Source organism: Variovorax sp. 10N432 (assembly GCF_056394465.1).
In genome coordinates this window covers 157,225-175,283 of the sequence record NZ_JBFTHX010000012.1, presented here as the reverse complement: position 1 = coordinate 175,283, position 18,059 = coordinate 157,225, and the positions used below count along the sequence as shown (strand labels likewise).

The window sequence follows — 18,059 nt, the reverse complement described above, 5'->3', positions numbered from 1 at the left end:
GACGATTCTCCACGGCCGCGCCGCCGCCGTCACTCGCGCGGCGGCCGCTTGGCGATGCCCATCGTCTTCGCGAGGATGCCCAGCATGACTTCGTCGGCACCGCCGCCGATCGAGGCCAGCCGGCCGTCGCGGTACAGGCGCGAGACCCGGTTGTCCCAGGTGAAGCCCATGCCGCCCCAGAACTGCAGGCAGGTGTCGGCCACCTCGCGCGTGAGCCGGCCGGTCTTGAGCTTGGCCATCGAGGCCAGCTCGGTCACGTCCTGGCCCTGCACATGCAGGTCGCAGGCCCGGTAGGTGAGGGCGCGCAGGGCCTCGACCTCGGTCTTGAGTTCGGCCAGCTTGAACTGCACCCACTGCTGGTCGGCCAGCGTGCCGCCGAAGAGCTTGCGCTGCTGGGCCCATTCGATGGTCTCGGCGATGCAGTCGTCGAGCGGCACCAGCGAGCTCGCCGCGCACCACAGGCGCTCTTCCTGGAACTGCTGCATCTGGTAGACGAAGCCCTGGCCCTCCTCGCCGATGCGATAGCGCTGCGGCACCCGCACCTCGTCGAAGTAGATCAGGCCGGTGTCGCTCGAATGCATGCCGATCTTGCGGATCTTCTGCGCCTTCTCGATGCCGGGGCTGTCCATGGGCACCATCACGAGCGACTTGTTGCGGTGCACCGGGCCGTCGCTGGTGTTGACCAGCATGCACATCCAGTCGGCCTGCAGGCTGTTGGTGATCCACATCTTCTGGCCGCTGATGAGGTAGTCGCCGCCGTCCTTGCGGGCATGGCTCTTGAGGCCGGCGACGTCGCTGCCGGCGCCCGGCTCGCTGACGCCGATGCAGCCGACGGTCTGGCCGGCGATGGCCGGCGCCAGGAATTCGCGGCGCAGCTCGTCGCTGCCGAAGCGCGCCAGCGCCGGGGTGCACATGTCGGTCTGCACGCCGATGGCCATCGGCACGCCGCCGCAGCGCACGTGGCCGAGCGCCTCGGCCAGCGCCATGGCGTAGGAATAGTCGAGGCCGGCGCCGCCGTAGGCTTCGGGCTTGTTGAGTCCGAGCAGGCCGAGCGCGCCGAGGCCGGCGAACACCTCGTGCGCCGGGAAGGCCTCTTCGGCCTCCCAGGCATCGACGTGGGGATTGATCCGCTCGTCGATGAAGCGGCGCATCGTCTTCTGGATCTCGAGGTGTTCGTGCGTGTAGTTCAAGTCCGGTCTCCGGTCGTGGCTGCGGTCATCGTCGGCCACTCTAGGGCGAGGCGGCCGGCCGCGCTTGCGGCAAGTGGCTAGGGGTGTCCCGCCGCCAGCGCGCCGGCCCCGGGCGCCAGGCAGCCGAGGCCTTCCAGCGTGGCGCCGACCGCGGCGTCGAGCGCGGTGTGCGGCTCGCTGCCGAGCAGCGCCAGCAGCCGCGCGTTGTCCAGCCGCACCGGCTGCTGCCACAGGTAGCGCATTTCGCGCAGCTCGCGCAGCAGCGGCACGAAGGGCGACGCCAACGCCATCAGCCCCCACGGGAAGCGCCGCACCGGCAGCCCGGGCCGGCCGCTGGCGCGCCGGATCGCGGCCTGCATCCGGGTGCCGTCGGCGTCCCAGTGGCCGCCCATGTGGAAGGTGTCGAAGGGCTGCAGCGCAGCTTCGTGCTCGACCAGCTGGGCGATGGTCTCGGCGACATCCGGCAGGTAGGCCCACTGGTGGCCGACGCCGGGCCGCGCCGGATCGCCGATCGCGGCCAGCGGCCGGCCGGGCTTGACCAGGCCCTGGGAGAACCAGTTGTTGCCGGCACGCGGGCCGAAGAAGTCGCCGGCCCGCACGATCAGCGTGCGCACGCCGCGGTCGGCCGCCGCGCGCAGGCGCTGTTCCATCTGCACGCGGATCGCGCCCTTGCGGGTGCGCGGATGCTGCGGGGCATCCTCGGCGATGAAGGGAAAGGCGTCGGGCCCGTAGTTGTAGACGGTGCCGGGCAGCACGATGCGCGCACCCGTGGCTTCGGCCGCGCGGATCGTGCTGTCGATCATCGGCAGCACCAGCGAACCCCAGTGGCGGTAGCCGGGCGGGTTGACCGCATGGACGATCAACGAGGCGCCGTGGGCCGCGGCGATGACGCTGTCGGCGTCCATCGCGTCGCCGGCCAGCCATTGCGGCTTGGCCGTGCCGGCGGGCCATTGCGCCGCCGCCCGGGCCGGGTCGCGCGCCAGCGCCCGCACCTGCCAGCCGCGCCGCAGCAGCGCCGCCGCCGTTTCGCCGCCGATTCCGCCCGTCGCGCCGAGCACCAATGCCGTTGCTTGTTCCATGTCGATTCCTGGTGTTGAGGCATCGATTCTTGGTCGCGGCACCGATAAGCACAATTGTCATAACGGTGCTATCGGCTAGTATGAAATGTATGAGCCTGAATCCATTGGACTGGGAAAGCCAGCGCGCCTTTCTCGCCGTTCTGCGCGGCGGCAGCCTGTCGGCGGCGGCGCGCGCGCTGGGAGTCGCGCAGCCGACGGTGCGGCGCCGGCTCGAGGCGCTGGAGCGCTCGATCGGCGTCGCCCTCTTCACCCGTTCGCCCGCCGGCCTGTCGCCGACCGACGCCGCGCGCGAACTCGGCGGCCACGCCGAGGCGATGGCGGCCGCGGCCGATGCCTTCGCGCGGGCCGCCTCGGCCGACACCGATGCCGTGCGCGGCACGGTGCGCATCACCGCCAGCGAGATGGTCGGTGTCGAGGTCCTGCCGGCGATGCTGGCCGGGCTGCGGACGGCCCAGCCGGGGCTGGTGTTCGAGCTCAGCCTGACCAACCGCAACGAGGACCTGCTGCGCCAGGAGGCCGACATCGCGGTGCGCATGGTGCGCCCCACGCAGGCCGCGATGGTCGCCACGCGGGCCGGCGTCGTCGCGCTGGGCCTGTTCGCCAGCGCCGACTACCTGCGGCAGAACGGCACGCCGGCGAACCTGGACGACCTGGGCCGCTTTGCGCTGATCGGCCCGGACCGCGAGGTGGCCGACCTGCGTGCCCTGGGCGCACTGGGCTTGCGGCTGCCGCGGCCGAACTTCAGCTGCCGCACCGACAGCCACCTGGCCCAGCTGAGCGCGATCCGCGCCGGCCTCGGCATCGGCTTCTGCCAGAAGGCGATCGCGCGGCGCGACCCGGCGCTGGTCGCGGTGCTGCCGGAGGCCATCGACTTCGGCTTCGAGACCTGGATCACGATGCACGAGGACCTGCGCCGCATCCGCCGCGTGCGCGCCACCTTCGCCCACCTGGTGACGGCTTTCACCGCCTACTGCAGCGAATGACCTCCGGGCGGCCCGGGCGTCAACGCTGCGGCCGGATCCGGTACAGCGCGTTGTTGCGGTCGGCCGTCATGTAGATCGTGCCGTCGCTGCCGACCGCCACGCCGGTCGGCACGTAGGGCGGCGGCATGCCGGGCCCGGGCTCGAGGCCGATCGGCAGGTTGTCGGCCACGGTGCGGCGGCTGCCGCCGACCGGGTCGATCTCGACCAGCCGCCGCGCCGCGGTCTCGGCCACGATGAAGCTGCCCCACGGCGTCTGCGCCACGCCTTCGGGCATCGCCAGCCCTTCGGCCACCGGGCGCAGCGGCGCACTGGCGTCGAGCGGGATGCGGGTCAGCTTGCCCGCGGCCTCGGTCACGTAGAGCGCGCCGTCGCGCCCGAGGATCATCTGCACCGGGCCGCCGAGGCCGCTGGCCAGCACCTGCCGGTCCTCGAACTTGGGGCCGCTGGCGCGGGTCACGCTGCCGGTCGCGATCTCGGCGTAGATCACGCTGCCGTCGGCCATCGGGATCGCATCGACCGGTGCCTTCAGCCCGTGCAGCATGCCGGTGGTCTTGAGCGTCTTTCTGTCGACCAGCTGCACCGTGCCCGTGAACCAGGAGGTGAGCGCGAAGTGCGTGGCCGACAGGCCGACCGCGAACGGGTATTCGAGCTCGGGGTCGCGCTGCATGCGGAAGATGTCGCGCACCGCCCCGGTGGTGGCATCGACCTGGCGGAAGCCGAAGATGTCCGCCACCCAGAGGTCGTTGCCGTCGATCTTGAGGCCCGCCGGAACCGCCAGCTTGCCGCCGGTGAGCAGCCGCAGTTCGCCGGTCGCGGGGTTGAAGGCCTCGACCGAGTTGTCGGCCATGTTCGAGACGTAGATCGTGCCTTCGGGCGCGATCGCCAGGTTGTCGAGCGAGGACTTGAGCTGCTTGGCGACCGTCTTGCGGCCGCTCGCGAGATCGACCCGCACCAGTTCGCCGCTGCGGGCGTCGACCACCCACAGGTTGCCCTTGCCGTCGAGATTGGCGGCCGCCGGGATCTTGAAGCCGTCGGCGATCACGGTCATGGCGCCGTCGGACGGAGCTATCTTCACCACCTGGCCCTTGAACCACAGCGGGCCGTAGAGCATGCCGTCGGGCCCGACCTCGAAGCCGTTGAAGCCGCCCATGTCCTTCTTGATCAGGCGCGGCGGCTTCTGGCCGGCGGGGTCGATCTCCCAGAGGGCGTCGCCGAGGAACACCTGCGAGGCATAGAGCTTGCCGTTGCGGCGGTCGAAGTCGAGCGAGTTGAGGCCCGGCAGGTCCTTGGCGACCACGCGCATCGGCGCCGTGTCGCTGTCGCGCATGCGCAGCGCGCCCACGAGGTAGTTGGTCCAGGCCAGCTCGCCCTTGGGGCCGACCGCGATGTCGTCGGCCTGGCCCTCGGGGCCCTTGACCAGCACGCGGGCGGCACCGCTCTGGCGGTCGACCTCCCACAGGGTGTTGCCGACCACCGAGCCGGCCAGCAGTCGGCCCTTGCCGTCGATCGCGAGGCCGTGCACGCCGGCGAAGGACGAGGGCGCGACGATCGCCTCGGGCGGCGCCCAGCCGGTGGGACGGGTCGGCGGCGGCGCTGTGGTGGTGCAGGCGCCGAATGCGAGTGTGGCCGCCAGCAGGGCGCCGCTCAGGATGCGGTTCATGTCGTCTCCTCGTTGTGACCGGACCCTAACAGCGCAGGCCCGGTTTGCAGTCACGCATGAGACAAGCCGAGTCAGGCCCTGAAGCGCTTTCGGGTCAATCCCAGGGCGACCCAGTAGGCCGCCATCGTGTAGGCCACCAGCACCAGCGCATGCAGCCACCAGTCGGCCGGCCACTGGTCCATGAAGAGCGGCCGCACCAGCGCCACCGCATTGGACAGCGGCAGCCAGGCGGCGACCGCGCGCACCACGCCCGGCAGCTGCTCGAGCGGAAAGAAGACGCCCGACAGGAACATCATCGGGGTCATGAACAAGGTGAAGTAGTAGGTGAAGAAGTCGTAGCCCTTGGCCAGCGCATTGAAGATCAGCGCGATGCACGAGAAGGTGATGCCGACCCCGACCAGCACGAACCAGGCGACCACCAGCTTCGGGCTGTGGCTGATGCCCAGCGCCAGCATCACGAGCATGATCGCGGTGGTGGTGAAGATCGCCTTGAAGCCGGCCCACAGCATCTCGGCCAGCACCACGTCGTCGAGCCCGACCGGCGCGTTCATGATGCCGTCCCAGGTCTTTTGCACGTGCATGCGCGAGAAGGCCGAGTAGAGCGCCTCGAACGAGGCCGCGTTCATCGCGCTCATGCAGACCGAGCCGCTGGCCAGGAACAGGATGTACGGCACGGCGGTGCCGCCGACCTGCACCTCGCCGACCAGTGCGCCCATGCCGTAGCCGAAGGCCACCAGCCAGATCAGCGGCTCGGCGATGTTGCCGATCAGGCTCGGGATCGCCAGCTTGCGCCACACCAGCAGGTTGCGAAGGAACACCGGCCACCAGCGCATCGAGAGTTCGGGCGGGCGCCAGACCGAAGGCGCCGTGGCCACCGAGGAAGTGATCATTGCGTTAGAGCTCATCTAGCCGTCCTCGCGGATCTGGCGGCCTGTCAGCTTGAGGAACAGGTCCTCGAGATTGGCCGGCCGGTGGAAGGTGCGCAGGCCGCTGCGGTCGCCCAGGGCCGCCATCAGCCCGCGCGCATCCTGGGTGTAGAAGAACACGGTCTCGCCGCTGACCTCGACCCGGGCCGCGAAGTCCTTCAGCGGCGACTGCGCGAGTTCGAGCGCGCCGTCCCCGTACAACTCGACCACGTCGGGTTCTAGGTGCTCGGCGATCAGGTCGCGCGGGCGCCCTTCGGCGATCTTGCGGCCATGGTCGAGCACCAGCAGCCGCGAGCACAGGCGCTCGGCCTCGTCCATGAAGTGGGTCGTCAGCAGGATCGACTTGCCCTGCTGCAGCAGCACCTGCAGCCGCTCCCACATCAGGTGCCGCGCCTGCGGGTCGAGCCCGGTGGTGGGCTCGTCGAGCATCAGCAGCTTCGGATCGTTGACCAGCGCGCGCGCCAGCGACAGCCGCCTGCGCATGCCGCCCGAGAGCTCGCCCGGCTTGGCGTCGGCCTTGTGCGAGAGCGCGGCGAACTCGAGCAGTTGCGGGATGCGCGGCGCGATCTCGCGCCGGCGCATGCCGAAGTAGCGCGCATAGACCATCAGGTTCTCGGCGCAGCTGAAGTCGGGGTCGAGCGTGTCGAACTGGCTCACCACGCCCAGCTGCGCCTTGATGGCGCGCGCATCGCGCGGCATCGACAGGCCGCCGAGCGCCTCGATGCTGCCTTCGTCGGGCGCCGTCAGGCCGAGGCACATGCGGATGGTGGTGGTCTTGCCGGCGCCGTTGGGCCCGATCACGCCGAGGCATTCGCCCGGTGCGATCTCGAACGAGAGGTCGTCCACCACGGTGGCGGTGCCGTAGCGCTTGCGAAGGTGGCGGGCTTGGAAGAGGGGATGCGGCACGGCGGCATTGTGTCGCATGCGCCGCCGGGCCGGGTCAGAGCGCGAGGCCGTCGAACTCGGCCTTCATCCAGTCGATGAAGGCACGCGTGCGCGCGGGCAGCAGCCGGGCGTGCGGGTAGATCACGCTCACCGGCCGCGGCGGCGCCTCGAAGCCCTCGAGCAGGATCTCGAGCCGGCCCTGGGCCACCAGGGGCAGCACCTGGTAGGACAGGAACAAGCCGCAGCCCAGGCCCGCGGCGCAGGTCTCGATCGCCGGTGCGATGTGGTTGAACTCGATGTTGCCCTTGACCGCCACCGGCAGCGGCCGGCCGTTCTCGCGGAACATCCATTGCCCGGACGAGTTCGGCACCACGCACACGCAGTTGGCGCGCGCCAGATCGCGCGGATGCGCGGGGCGGCCGTTGGCGCGCAGCCAGTCCGGGCTCGCGACCACCACGCGGCGGATGCTGCCGAGCTGCTGGGCGACCAGCGAGGAGTCTTCCAGTGCGCTGATGCGGATGCCGACATCGACGCCCTCCTCGAGCAGGTTCACCGGGCGATCGTGCAGCAGCACGCTGCAGCGCATGCGCGCATGGCGCTGCAGGAAGCGCACGATGGCCGGCGCCACGTACATGTGGCCGAACAGCACCGGCGCCGTGACCGTGAGATGGCCGGCGGGCTCGGCCGCGTCGAGCGTGAGCGCGCGGTCGGCGGCGTCGGCGGCGGCCAGCACCTCGCGCGCACTGTGCAGGTAGCTGCGGCCCTCCTCGGTCAGCGAGATGCGGCGCGTGGTGCGGTGGATCAGGCGCACGCCCAGGTGCGTTTCGAGGGCGGCCAGCGCGCGCACCACCGCCGGCAGCGAGCTCCCCAGCGCATCCGCGGCCCGGGTCAGGCTGCCTTGGTCGGCGATCTGCACGAAGGTCTGCATGGCTTTGAGGCGGTCCATGGGTCGATTAAACCGGAAAACGCAGCAGTCAAATGCAGGCGACGCCATTACTTCGAGCGGGGGAACAAACAAGAATGGCGGCATCCCCCACCGATCCAGGAGAAGCCCATGACCGCACCCCGTCCCGCCGCACCCATCAAGGTCCACAGTTCGCCGATTTCCGGCCACTCGCACCGGGTCCGGCTGTTCCTCTCGCTGCTCGGCCTGCCTTTCGAGACCGTCGACGTCGATCTGGGGGCGGGCGCGCACAAGCGCCCCGACTTCCTGGAACGCAACGCCTTCGGCCAGGTGCCGGTGATCGAGGACGGCGAGGTCACCGTGTGCGACTCGAACGCGATCATGGTCTACCTCAACGAGCGCTATGCGGCCGACCCGGCGCGCTGGTATCCGCGCGATCCGCTCGCCGCGGCGCAGGTTCAGCGCTGGCTGTCGGTGGCCGCCGGCCAGCTCGCGGCCGGCCCGGCGGTGGCCCGGGTGATCGTGCTGTTCGGCCTGGCGCGGGACCCGGCCGAGGTGATCGCGCGCTCGCACGACTTGCTGCGCGTGATGGAGCGCGAACTGTCGCGGCGTCCGTTCCTTGCCGGAGAGTCCGCCACCCTGGCCGACATCGCCAACTACACCTACGTGGCCCATGCGCCGGAAGGCAATGTCTCGCTCGAGGCCTATCCGCAGGTGCGCGCCTGGCTGGCGCGGATCGAGGCGCTGCCGGGCTTCGTGCCGATGGCGGCCTCGCGCATCGGGCTGGCGTCATGAATGCCACCCTCACCCCCTGGCACGAGGGCGAACGCGCGATGCAGACGCTCGCTGGCGTGCGCGAGCGGATGGAGGCCTTCGGCGCCCGCGTGCTGCGCGACTACATGCCCGATCAGCACCGGGACTTCTTCGCCCAGCTGCCGTTCCTGGTCGTCGGCAGCCTGGATGCCGCTTCGCAGCCGTGGGCCAGCGTGCTGGCGGCGCCGCCGGGCTTCGCGCATTCGCCCGACCCGCGGTTGCTGCGAATCGACGCCTTGCCCGCGGAAGGCGATCCGCTGGCGCAGGCCCTGGCGCCCGACGCGCCGATCGGCCTGCTCGGCATCGAGCCGCACACGCGCCGGCGCAACCGCATGAACGGCGTGGTGGCGAGCGTCGATGGCGCCGGCTTCTCGGTCGACGTGCAGCAGAGCTTCGGCAACTGCCCCAAGTACATCCAGGCGCGCGAGCCGGTGTTCGTCGAGCGCGCGCCGGCGGCCGCGGCGCCCCATTGGACCGACCGCCTCGATGCCGCGGCGCGGCGGCTGATCGGCCAGGCCGACACCTTCTTCATCGCGACGGCACATCCGTCGGCCGGACGGGGCGGCGCGGCGCAGGGAGTGGACGTCTCGCACCGGGGCGGCCGACCGGGCTTCGTGCAGGTGAGCGGGGAAGGCACGCTGACAGCGCCCGACTTCGTCGGCAACGCGTTCTTCAACACGCTCGGCAACATCGCGGTGAATCCGCGCGCCGGACTGTTGTTCATCGACTTCGAACGCGGCGACCTGCTGCAACTCGCGGTCAGGGCGGAGGTGCTCTGGGACGGGCCGGAACTGGCCGCCTTCGCGGGCGCCGAGCGCCTGCTGCGGATGCAGGTGGTGTCGGTGCTGCACCGGCCGGCGGCACTGCCGCTGCGCTGGGGCCGCGCCGCGCCGTCGCCCTTTCTCGCGCCCACCGGGCGGTGGCCGGAAGCTGCTTGAGCCTCAGTGAAAGACGGGGATCCGCGCGTTGACCGACGGCCGATAGTGCCAGCCGCGCCGCAGCAGCGCATCGGTGTCGAGCCCCTCGGCCAGCAGCGCCTGGAGGCCGGCGGCCGCGAGGGTGCCGGCCAACGCCTGCCCCGGGCAGGCATGGCGGCCGTGGCCGAAACCCAGGCAGCGCCGGTCGGTCCGCATCAGTTCGAAAGTCGCGGGGGCGGGATTGAGCGCCGGGTCGCGGTTGGCGGCCGCCAGCACCAGCAGCACCGCGTCGCCCGGCGCCAGCGCCTGGCCGGCGACCGTGGTCGGCGCGGCGACGAAGCGCCGCGTGTTGTGGACCGCGGGGTCGTGCCGCGCGACCTCCGCCACCAACAAGGGCATCAGCGTCAGGCGGTCGCCGATCTTCCGGCGCAGGCCAGGTTCCCGCGCCAGCGCGGCGAGGCCGTTGCCCAGCAGTCCGGCCGTGGCCTCGCAGGTCTGCGACAGCAGGCCCACCAGGTTGGCGCGCAGCGCCCGCGACAGTGGCGCCGGCGCGTCGGCCTGTATGGTGGCGAGCAGGCTGCCGTGGCGGGCCGGCCGGGCAGCGACCAGCCCTTCGAAGCGGTCCATGAGCCGGGCCGCGGCGGCGCTCGCCGATGCCAGCTGGCCGTCGGTCGACAGGGGCGAGAGACAGGCGACGAAGTCGCGCGTCCATCGCGCGACCTGCGGCAGTTCGCCGTCGGCGAAGCCGAGCAGGTGCGCGACCGCGCTGACCGGCAGCGCGAAGGCCCGGTCGGCCAGCGTCATGGCGGGCATCGCTGCGGCGACGCGCAGCGTGGCGGCATGCGCCGCTTCGAGGTCGACGCCCGCCAGCGCGCGCTGCAGCAGCGGCTTGTGGGCCGTGTGCAGCGCGCCGTCGTTCATGCGGACCAGCAGGCCGAACAGCTCGCCGGCCGGCGTGCCCGCGATGCCGCGTGGCACCGCCTCGGCCACCGGCCGCACGCGCAGCGCATCGTTGGCGAAGATCTCATGCAGCACCTCGGCGCGGCTGGCGATCCAGAGCTTCAGCCTCGGGTCGAAGACCAGCGCCGGCCCGCTGCGCAGGCCGGCATACCAGGGGTAGGGGTTGCCGTGGGTCACGGCGGCGATCGCGTCGGGGGGCGGGGCCATGGAGTTCATGCCCCGCAGTCTGGACTTTTCATGCCGACACGCTTCGTCTACGATCGAAATATGGATGCCGCCTCCACCGCCGATTCCCATCTCTCGCGCCTGGCGAGCGCGATCGCCGAGCCCGCGCGCTCGCGCATGCTGTGCTGCCTCATGGACGGCCATGCCCGCACCGCGACCGAACTCGCCACCGTCGCCGAGGTCGCGCCGTCCACGGCCAGCGCGCACCTGGCGCGCCTCAAGGAGCAGCGGCTGGTCCATGCGGTGGCGCAGGGCAAGCACCGCTATTTCCGGCTCGCGGGTCCCGAGGTGGCCGCCGCGCTGGAGGGCCTGCTGGTGGTGGCCGGCGCGCCGCGCGGCGAGTTTCGCCCGACCACACCCAGCCGGCTGCGCGCCGCGCGCACCTGCTATGACCACATGGCCGGCAGCGCAGGGGTGGCGCTGCACGACAGCCTGCATGCCCAGGACTGGCTGCGGGCGACCTCGGAGGGCGGCGACTACGTGCTCACGCCGGCGGGTGCGATGGCGCTCGAGAGCCTGGGCCTGGACGTGGCGCAGGCCCGCGCCGCCCGACGCCGCTTCGCCTGTGCCTGCCTCGACTGGAGCGAGCGCCGGCCCCACCTGGGCGGTGCGCTGGGGGCGGCCTGCCTGCAGCTGTCGCTGCGCCGCGGCTGGGTGCGGCAGGACCTCGACGGCCGGGCGCTGGCCCTGACGCCCAAGGCCGCGCGCGAGATGCCGGAACTGTTCGGGCTGGCCTGAGCGTCCGGCCCCGTCGGCCTACTGGAAAGCCACTTCCGCGAAGCTGCGCAGCTTGCGGCTGTGCAGCCGGCTCGAGCCTTCCTGGCGCAGGATGTCGATCGCCGCCATGCCGATGCGCAGGTGCTGCTCGACCCGTTCGCGGTAGAACTGGTTCGCCATGCCCGGCAGCTTGATCTCGCCGTGCAGCGGCTTGTCGCTGACGCACAGCAGCGTGCCGTAGGGCACCCGGAAGCGGAAGCCGTTGGCCGCGATGGTGGCGCTTTCCATGTCGAGCGCGACCGCCCGGCTCTGGCTGAAGCGCCGCTGCGGCTGGTTGCCCGGCAGCAGCTCCCAGTTGCGGTTGTCGGTGCTGGCTACGGTGCCGGTGCGCATGATCTTCTTGAGTTCGGTGCCCTGGGTGCCGGTGACCTCGGCAACCGCCTTCTCGAGCGCCAGCTGGATCTCGGACAGCGCCGGGATCGGCACCCACAGCGGCAGCTCCTCGTCGAGCACGTGGTCCTCGCGCACATAGGCATGCGCGAGCACGTAGTCGCCGAGCTGCTGCCCCTGGCGCAGCCCGGCGCAGTGGCCGAGCATGACCCAGGCGTGCGGCCGCAGCACCGCCACGTGGTCGGTGATGGTCTTGGCGTTGGCCGGCCCGACGCCAATGTTCACCATGCTGATGCCGGTGCAGTCCTCGCGCACCAGGTGGTAGCCGGGCATCTGCGGCAGGCGCGGCGGCGGCGTGCCCTGCGAGCCGTCGAGCAGCTCGCCATACATCGAGCTCGAACCCGCCGCCAGTCCGCGGCGCCGCGTGATGACGTTGCCCGGCTCGATGAAGGCGATGTATTCGCTGTTCTCGTCGGTCATCGCCTCGTGGCCGAGGCGCACGAACTCGTCGATGTAGAACTGGTAGTTGGTGAACAGCACGAAGTTCTGGAACCACTCGGGCGCCGTGCCGCTGTAGTGGCGCAGCCGGTGCAGCGAGTAGTCGACCCGCGCCGCCGTGAAGAGCGACAGCGGCTGCGCCTCGCCGGCCTTGGCCTCGTAGGTGCCGTTGGCGATGCCGTCGTCCATCGCGCCGAGGTCGGGGAGGTCGAACACGTCGCGCATCAGCGCCCGCCGCTCGGCGCTCATGGTGCCCTCGATGTGGTCGTTCTCGGCGAAGGAGAAATGGATCGGGATCGGCTGCGTGCTGGTGCCGATCTCGAGTTCGACCTGGTGGTTCTCGAGCAGCAGGCGGAACTGGTCGCGGTAGTAGCGCGAGAACAGGTCGGGCCGGGTCAGCGTGGTCTCGAAGCGGCCGGGCCCGGAGACGAAGCCGTAGCTCAGCCCGGCATTGGCGGCCGGCGTGCGGCGCGAGACCGTATGGGTGTGCACCCGCACGAAGGGGTAGCAGGCCCGCACCCGGCCCGGCAGGCTCTCGCCGGCCACGAAGCGCAGCATCGCATCGCGCAGGTGCTGCAGGCCGCCGTTGTAGATCAGTCGGACTTGCGCCAGGGCGGCATCGGGATCGGTGAAGCGGGCGGGCGCGATGAAGGCGGGCATGTAGGGCATGAAGCCATTGTGGCTCAGCCCGGCATCGGTTCGCGCATCGTCACGAACTCCTCGGCCACCGTCGGATGGATGCCGATGGTGCTGTCGAACATCGCCTTGGTGGCGCCCGCGCGCATGGCCACCGCGAAGCCCTGCACGATCTCGCCGGCGTCGGGGCCGACCATGTGCAGGCCGACCACGCGGTCGCTGGCCTTGTCGACGATCAGCTTCATGAAGGTGCGCTCGGCGCTGCCGGAGAGCGTATGGCGCAGCGCGCGGAATTCGCTCGAGTACAGCGTCACCGCGCCGAACCTGGCGCGCGCGGCGGCCTCCGTGTAGCCGCAGGTGCCGATGTTCGGATGGGTGAAGACGGCGGTCGGCGTGTAGTAGTAGTCGAGCCGGCGCTTGCCGGTGCCGAACAGCGTGTCGACCACGGCCATCGCCTCGGCCAGTGCCACCGGCGTGAGCTGCTGCCGGGTCGAGACGTCGCCCACGGCGTAGACCGATGGCACCGAGCTGCGGTAGCGCGCGTCGACCTCGACCCGGCCCTGGGCGTCGAGCGCGATGCCGGCCGCCTCGAGGCCCATGCCCTGGGTGTTCGGAACCCGGCCGGTCGCGAACAGGATGTCGTCGGCCTCGACCCGCTGGCCGCGCGACAAGATCGCGCAGAGGCCGCTGTCCAGGCGGCGGATCGAGGCGATCTCGGCGTTGAAGCGGATGTCGACGCCGGCGCGGCGCATTTCCTTGGCCAGGAATTCGCGGATGTCCTCGTCGAAATCGTTCAGCAGATGCGCACTGCGCTGCAACTGCACCACCTCGGCGCCGAGGCCGTTGAAGATCGACGCGAACTCGCAGGCGATGTAGCCGCCGCCAACCACCAGCAGCCGCTTCGGGAAGGGGTCGAGGTCGAACATCGCATCGGAGACGACCACGTGCTCGCGGCCGGGAAGGTCGGGCACGAAGGGCATGCCGCCGGTCGCGATCAGCACGTGCTGGGCCGTGAAGCGGCGCTCGCCGACCTGGACCGTATGGGCATCCGCCAGTTGCGCCCAGCCCTGGACCAGGGTCGCGCCGGCGCCTTCGAGCAGGCTGCGGTAGACCTCGTTGAGGCGCTGGATCTCGCGCGCCCGGTTGCTTTTCAGGCGGTTCCAGTCGAAGCGCGGTTCGCCCAGGTCCCAGCCGAAGCCGGTCGCCTCCTCGAAGGCCTCGGCGTAGCCGGCGGCGTAGCTGTAGAGCTTCTTGGGAATGCAGCCGACGTTGACGCAGGTGCCGCCCAGTTCCGCGCATTCGGCCAGCGCCACGCGAGCACCGCGCTGGGCGGCCATGCGGGCGGCGCGCACGCCGCCGCTGCCGCCGCCGATGACGAACAGGTCGAAGTCGAATGTGCGCATGGGAACTCCTTCGCGCCGACTGTAGCCGGCGCGGGGCGTTCCTGCTGCGCGGGCTACGGGCGGTCCGGCTGTGGCTGTTGCTGGCCCGGAACGCCGCTGCGCTGCGGGCCGCGCGGCTCGCCAGGTCCCCGGGGCTGCTGCTGCATCTGCTGGGCGCGCTGCTGCACTTCCTGCGCCTGGCGCATCGCGTTGGCCTGTTGCGCCTGCTGGGCTTGCAGCATCTGCTGTTGCGCCTGCATCTGCTGCTGCTGCTGCGCGCGCTGGGCCTGCATCTGCTGCATCGCCTGCAGCTGCTGGGCCTGCGCCTGGGCCGCGCGTTGCTGCGCTTCCTGCTGCAGGTGCATGGCCTGCTGTTGAGCCTGTGCCTGTGCCTGTGCCTGGACTGCTCGCTGCTGGGCTTCGATCTGCTGCCGTTGCGCCTGTTGCGCCTGCTGCATCTGCAGGGCCTGCTGCTGTTGCAACTGCTGGGCCTGCTGCAGGCGCTGTGCCTGCAGTTGTTGTTGCTGTTGGGCCTGTGCCTGGGCCTGCGCCTGCGCCTGGGCGGCACGCTGCTGGGCTTCGATCTGCTGTCGTTGCGCCTGCTGCGCCTGCTGCTGTTGCAGTTGCTGTGCCTGCTGCATCTGCTGCGCCTGCACCTGTGCCTGCGCCGCGCGCTGCTGTTGTTGCTGCTGAAGCTGCGGAGCCTGCTGGAACTGCGGCGTCTGCTGCATCTGTTGTGCCTGCTGCAATTGCTGGAACTGCCGCAGTTGCAGCGCGGCCTGCGGCGGCGGCGGCGTGGCCGGGCGGCCGAAACCGCCATGGCCCCGGTCGCCCGTCGGCACCGGCGCGCCCATGCCGACCGGCACCCCCGTCAGCTGTGCGGGCGGCAGCCGGACCATGTCGCGCCGGCCGATCGGACCGCGACCGAAGGCGTCGGTGGGGACCACCGTGACGGCGCCGGGCAGCTGCTGGTTGGCGAAGCCGCCATTGCGCGCCGCCAGCTGCCGCTGGAAGGCGGCCCGGTTGGCCTCGTCGACATAGCGCTGGCTGGCGCGGTAGCCTGGTCGCCAGGGCTCGCCGGGCGCCAGCGGGAACCAGCCGACGCCGTGCCGGCCGTTGCCGATCGCGAGGTTGGCGCCGGCGGCACCGCCGACGAAGCCGACCAGCGCCGGCGCGTAGATCGGGCGCGCCTGCCGCGGCCCGGGCACCCAGCCCCAGCGCGGACCGATGCGCGCCCAGCGTCCGTAGTGGGCGGGCGCGAAGCCCCAGGGCGCAGCATCGATCCAGGTCCAGCCCCAGGGCGCCACCTCGACCCATTGGCCGTCGCGGTAGGGCGCCCAGTCGGCATCGACGTTGCGCGGATACCAGACGCTGCCGTAGCCCGGGTCGTTCTGCCAGTCGCCATAGGCGTCGAGCTGCTGGTAACCGACCACGTCGCGCGAGACGTAGCGCGCCGAGATCGACTGGTCCTCGATGCGGTCCCGCTCGGCCACCCAGCGATCGAAGCCGGTGCCGGCGCGCACCGGTGCGCCGCTCACGGCCTCGAGGTTGCGCCCCGCGGTGGTGAGCTGCTGCTGGGCGCCGAGGGCGACCGACTCGCCCCCTTCGCCGAACAGCGTCACCTGGCCGGCGGCCACGGCGACCCGGGTGGTGCCGGCCGCGGGGTCGGTCTCGATGCGATAGTCGCCCGGACTGTCGATCACCATGGCGAGGTTCGCGGTGTCGACCTCGATGCGCTGGCCCGCCAGGTCCTCGCGCACCCGCAGCTGCAGCCGGCCCTGGGCGGCGGTGATGCGGGCGGTGACGTCGTCGAGCTCGGACAGCGTGATGGCGGTCTGCTCGTCGAGGCGCAGCGCCGTGGCGCCCAGCGACAGCTCGGCGCGCGCATTGCGGTCGATCCAGAGGCGGTCGCCGGTGGTGATCGGGCGATTCGGGCCCAGCTCGAACCAGTCGTCGGCGCCCGCCGGCGAGAAGCTCACGGTGCCCTGCTGGTCGTTGAGGCGGCCGACCCGCCCGGGCGGGTCTGGCTGGGCGAAGGCCGGCAGCCCGGCCAGCAGCAGTGCCAGGCCGAGCAGCCAGCTGGCCGCGCGGCCGGAAAGGAGGGGGGTACGGTGCATCATCGAGGGCTTTCTTTCGTCTCTTTGCACTCAACGCACTACAGCGGATGCGCGACGGCATCCGCTTTGCAAAGCAACGAAATATTTCGCCCTTGAAGGCAACCGCGTGTAAGCCGAGCTTGCGGCCGGCTGCAGGTCGACCGCGCCTTCTCAGTGCGTGGCGGCGACTGCCACCTTCCGGTGGCTCAGGAAGAAGCGCAGCATTTCCGCGCTCGCATCCGGACCGGAAGGGTCGGTGTACGAGCCGCGCGCGCTGCCCCCGGACCAGGCGTGGCCGGCGCCGTGCAGCAGCCACTGCTCGACCGCCGCCAGGCCGTGCGCGTCCACATGCACGCGGCGGGTGTAGGCGCGGCCCTGCGCCGATCGTCCGTCCGACGCCTGCACTTGGGTGGCGGCGCCGTCCTGGGCCGCCAGCGCGGCCTGGACCACCGCCTCGCCGTTGCGGGCGTGGACGGTGCCGTCGGCATCGCCGTGGAAGACGATGGTGGGCACGCCCGGGCCGCCCGTCGCGTTCGATGCGGCCGCCGAGGGGCCGCTCTTCATCGCGGCCAAGGCCGACATCAGGTCGCTGGCCGCACCGCTGGGCAGCCCCGAGTGCACGCCGACCGCCGCGAAGAGGTCGGGATAGCTGCGCCCCAGGATGTCGGCCATCGCACCGCCGGCCGACAGGCCGGCGACGTAGACGCGATCGGGGTCCACGTCGTGGGCATCGATCACCGACTGGGTCAGCGCCGCCAGCAGGGCCGGCTCGCCGCGCCCGCGCTGCTGGTGCTGCGACTTGAACCAGTTCCAGCACTTCGAGGAGTTGGCATGCTGCGTCTGCGCCGGGTAGAGGACCAGGAATCCGTTCTCGCGCGCCAGCTGGTTCATCCGGGTGCCGGCAGCGAAGTCGTCGGGATTCTGGGTGCAGCCGTGCAGCATCACGACCAGCGGGCGAGGGCCCACGGCCTGCGTGCCGGGCACGAAGAGCTTGTAGGCGATGGGCCGGTGCTGGTGGGCGAACAGGCCGTCGCTCCACTGCTCGACGCCGGCTTCGCGCGCCGGTGGCGGCGGCGCTGGCGGTGTTTCGGGAGTGGGCGCAGTTGCCGGCGCGGTTGCAGGCTCGACGAAGCGAGCCTCGACATCGATGACCCGGGCTTCGTCGTTCGCCGCCGGGGTGGCGGTGGTCCGGTCGGTGGCGCGGGTGCCTTCATCGGCGGCGCCGCCCAGGGCGCGCTGGATCGCCCGGGTCGCCTCCTGCAGCTGGCCGACCTGGGTCAGTCGGGTGGCCTTGCGCATCAGTCGTTCGAACAGGGGATTCATGGGGAGCCTTGGAGAGTAAAAAACAGGAGAGGGCATCAACGCAGACGATCGGCCAGTGCGGCCTTGACCGCGGCGCTCGCATGCAGGGCGCCGAGCACCGTGACGGACCCGATGGTCTCGAGCGCCAGCTCGGGCGTGACGTCGGCCGAGATCGTGGCCAGTCCGAGCACGCGGATCTCGAGCTTCTCGCCGGCGCGGCGCACGGCCTCGAGGTCGGCGGCGCTGAACTGCTGCAGCCCGAGCACCAGCATCTTGCGGGCCACCACCTGCTTCAGCGCCTCGCCGTGGGCGGTCAGCTGGTTGCGGATCGCGGTGCGGATGAAATCGGTGCGATTCGAATAGAAGCCCTCGGCCACCAGCAGGTCGACCTGGCCGAGGTCGACGTAGCCGAGGTTGATGGTGATCTTCTCGGCCTCGGGCAATTTGGGCCGGGTGGCCGGAAGAGGGGTCTGGATTTGCATGGCGCCATCCTACC

At 71.3% G+C, this 18,059-nt stretch carries 16 protein-coding genes; 4 read left to right on the top strand and 12 right to left on the bottom strand.

The features are described from left to right. Positions 1-29: 29 nt before the first annotated feature. Both AC1DF3_RS16580 and AC1DF3_RS16575 read right to left on the bottom strand, forming a co-directional pair. Positions 30-1,190, bottom strand: a complete 1,161-nt coding sequence (locus tag AC1DF3_RS16580) for an acyl-CoA dehydrogenase family protein (RefSeq protein ID WP_286522078.1) — start codon at positions 1,188-1,190, stop codon at positions 30-32. 77 nt (positions 1,191-1,267) lie between these two features. Continuing rightward, positions 1,268-2,269: an NAD-dependent epimerase/dehydratase family protein gene (locus AC1DF3_RS16575; RefSeq protein ID WP_478140240.1), complete on the bottom strand. Its 1,002-nt coding sequence runs from the start codon at positions 2,267-2,269 to the stop codon at positions 1,268-1,270. Between the two features lie 89 nt (positions 2,270-2,358). Between AC1DF3_RS16575 and AC1DF3_RS16570 the strand changes: the two genes are divergently transcribed. After that, on the top strand, positions 2,359-3,252 hold the full coding sequence (locus AC1DF3_RS16570) for a LysR family transcriptional regulator (protein WP_478140239.1): 894 nt from the start codon (positions 2,359-2,361) through the stop codon (positions 3,250-3,252). A gap of 19 nt (positions 3,253-3,271) precedes the next feature. Here AC1DF3_RS16570 and AC1DF3_RS16565 read toward each other — a convergent pair whose 3' ends face one another. The 4 genes from AC1DF3_RS16565 to AC1DF3_RS16550 all read right to left on the bottom strand — a co-directional run bounded on the left by AC1DF3_RS16565 (position 3,272) and on the right by AC1DF3_RS16550 (position 7,669). Then, on the bottom strand, positions 3,272-4,912 hold the full coding sequence (locus AC1DF3_RS16565) for a Vgb family protein (RefSeq protein ID WP_478140238.1): 1,641 nt from the start codon (positions 4,910-4,912) through the stop codon (positions 3,272-3,274). Between the two features lie 71 nt (positions 4,913-4,983). Then, on the bottom strand, positions 4,984-5,817 hold the full coding sequence (locus AC1DF3_RS16560) for an ABC transporter permease (RefSeq protein ID WP_478140237.1): 834 nt from the start codon (positions 5,815-5,817) through the stop codon (positions 4,984-4,986). Then, the gene (locus tag AC1DF3_RS16555) at positions 5,818-6,762 is read right to left on the bottom strand and encodes an ATP-binding cassette domain-containing protein (RefSeq protein WP_286534222.1); all 945 of its coding nucleotides are present in this window, start codon (positions 6,760-6,762) and stop codon (positions 5,818-5,820) included. 16 nt (positions 6,763-6,778) lie between these two features. Continuing rightward, the gene (locus AC1DF3_RS16550) at positions 6,779-7,669 is read right to left on the bottom strand and encodes a LysR family transcriptional regulator (protein WP_478140236.1); all 891 of its coding nucleotides are present in this window, start codon (positions 7,667-7,669) and stop codon (positions 6,779-6,781) included. A 108-nt stretch (positions 7,670-7,777) separates the two neighbouring features. Between AC1DF3_RS16550 and AC1DF3_RS16545 the strand changes: the two genes are divergently transcribed. Beyond that, positions 7,778-8,422 (top strand): glutathione S-transferase family protein, encoded by a 645-nt coding sequence (locus tag AC1DF3_RS16545; RefSeq protein ID WP_478140235.1) that lies wholly within the window; start codon positions 7,778-7,780, stop codon positions 8,420-8,422. Beyond that, positions 8,419-9,378: a flavin-nucleotide-binding protein gene (locus AC1DF3_RS16540; protein ID WP_478140234.1), complete on the top strand. Its 960-nt coding sequence runs from the start codon at positions 8,419-8,421 to the stop codon at positions 9,376-9,378. Before AC1DF3_RS16545 ends, AC1DF3_RS16540 begins: the two co-directional genes overlap by 4 nt. 3 nt (positions 9,379-9,381) lie before the next feature. Here AC1DF3_RS16540 and AC1DF3_RS16535 read toward each other — a convergent pair whose 3' ends face one another. Next, a complete protein-coding gene (locus tag AC1DF3_RS16535) occupies positions 9,382-10,533 on the bottom strand; it encodes a cytochrome P450 (protein WP_478140233.1) in 1,152 nt (383 codons plus the stop codon). 51 nt (positions 10,534-10,584) lie between these two features. Between AC1DF3_RS16535 and AC1DF3_RS16530 the strand changes: the two genes are divergently transcribed. Further along, positions 10,585-11,280 (top strand): ArsR/SmtB family transcription factor, encoded by a 696-nt coding sequence (locus AC1DF3_RS16530; RefSeq protein WP_478140232.1) that lies wholly within the window; start codon positions 10,585-10,587, stop codon positions 11,278-11,280. A gap of 18 nt (positions 11,281-11,298) precedes the next feature. Here the strand turns inward: AC1DF3_RS16530 and AC1DF3_RS16525 are convergent, their stop codons facing one another. The 5 genes from AC1DF3_RS16525 to AC1DF3_RS16505 all read right to left on the bottom strand — a co-directional run bounded on the left by AC1DF3_RS16525 (position 11,299) and on the right by AC1DF3_RS16505 (position 18,045). Beyond that, positions 11,299-12,816: an AMP nucleosidase gene (locus AC1DF3_RS16525; RefSeq protein WP_286522088.1), complete on the bottom strand. Its 1,518-nt coding sequence runs from the start codon at positions 12,814-12,816 to the stop codon at positions 11,299-11,301. A 14-nt stretch (positions 12,817-12,830) separates the two neighbouring features. After that, entirely contained in the window at positions 12,831-14,186 is a 1,356-nt protein-coding gene (gene gorA, locus AC1DF3_RS16520; RefSeq protein ID WP_478140231.1) for a glutathione-disulfide reductase, read from the bottom strand. Between the two features lie 53 nt (positions 14,187-14,239). Further along, positions 14,240-16,285 (bottom strand): DUF6600 domain-containing protein, encoded by a 2,046-nt coding sequence (locus AC1DF3_RS16515; protein ID WP_478140230.1) that lies wholly within the window; start codon positions 16,283-16,285, stop codon positions 14,240-14,242. 147 nt (positions 16,286-16,432) lie between these two features. Further along, positions 16,433-17,584: an extracellular catalytic domain type 1 short-chain-length polyhydroxyalkanoate depolymerase gene (locus AC1DF3_RS16510; protein ID WP_478140229.1), complete on the bottom strand. Its 1,152-nt coding sequence runs from the start codon at positions 17,582-17,584 to the stop codon at positions 16,433-16,435. 35 nt (positions 17,585-17,619) lie between these two features. After that, on the bottom strand, positions 17,620-18,045 hold the full coding sequence (locus AC1DF3_RS16505; RefSeq protein WP_286534204.1) for a CopG family transcriptional regulator: 426 nt from the start codon (positions 18,043-18,045) through the stop codon (positions 17,620-17,622). Positions 18,046-18,059 lie beyond the last annotated feature (14 nt).

What these genes read in the sequence shown, in the direction of transcription:
- AC1DF3_RS16560 (WP_478140237.1), bottom strand. Translation starts at nt 5,817, where the DNA reads ATGAGCTCTAACGCAATGATCACTTCCTCGGTGGCCACGGCGCCTTCG.
- AC1DF3_RS16555 (WP_286534222.1), bottom strand. Translation starts at nt 6,762, where the DNA reads ATGCGACACAATGCCGCCGTGCCGCATCCCCTCTTCCAAGCCCGCCAC.
- AC1DF3_RS16535 (WP_478140233.1), bottom strand. Translation starts at nt 10,533, where the DNA reads ATGAACTCCATGGCCCCGCCCCCCGACGCGATCGCCGCCGTGACCCAC.
- AC1DF3_RS16565 (WP_478140238.1), bottom strand. Translation starts at nt 4,912, where the DNA reads ATGAACCGCATCCTGAGCGGCGCCCTGCTGGCGGCCACACTCGCATTC.
- AC1DF3_RS16525 (WP_286522088.1), bottom strand. Translation starts at nt 12,816, where the DNA reads ATGCCCTACATGCCCGCCTTCATCGCGCCCGCCCGCTTCACCGATCCC.
- AC1DF3_RS16505 (WP_286534204.1), bottom strand. Translation starts at nt 18,045, where the DNA reads ATGCAAATCCAGACCCCTCTTCCGGCCACCCGGCCCAAATTGCCCGAG.
- AC1DF3_RS16575 (WP_478140240.1), bottom strand. Translation starts at nt 2,269, where the DNA reads ATGGAACAAGCAACGGCATTGGTGCTCGGCGCGACGGGCGGAATCGGC.
- AC1DF3_RS16570 (WP_478140239.1), top strand. Translation starts at nt 2,359, where the DNA reads ATGAGCCTGAATCCATTGGACTGGGAAAGCCAGCGCGCCTTTCTCGCC.
- AC1DF3_RS16530 (WP_478140232.1), top strand. Translation starts at nt 10,585, where the DNA reads ATGGATGCCGCCTCCACCGCCGATTCCCATCTCTCGCGCCTGGCGAGC.
- AC1DF3_RS16540 (WP_478140234.1), top strand. Translation starts at nt 8,419, where the DNA reads ATGAATGCCACCCTCACCCCCTGGCACGAGGGCGAACGCGCGATGCAG.
- AC1DF3_RS16545 (WP_478140235.1), top strand. Translation starts at nt 7,778, where the DNA reads ATGACCGCACCCCGTCCCGCCGCACCCATCAAGGTCCACAGTTCGCCG.
- gorA (WP_478140231.1), bottom strand. Translation starts at nt 14,186, where the DNA reads ATGCGCACATTCGACTTCGACCTGTTCGTCATCGGCGGCGGCAGCGGC.
- AC1DF3_RS16550 (WP_478140236.1), bottom strand. Translation starts at nt 7,669, where the DNA reads ATGGACCGCCTCAAAGCCATGCAGACCTTCGTGCAGATCGCCGACCAA.
- AC1DF3_RS16515 (WP_478140230.1), bottom strand. Translation starts at nt 16,285, where the DNA reads ATGATGCACCGTACCCCCCTCCTTTCCGGCCGCGCGGCCAGCTGGCTG.
- AC1DF3_RS16510 (WP_478140229.1), bottom strand. Translation starts at nt 17,584, where the DNA reads ATGAATCCCCTGTTCGAACGACTGATGCGCAAGGCCACCCGACTGACC.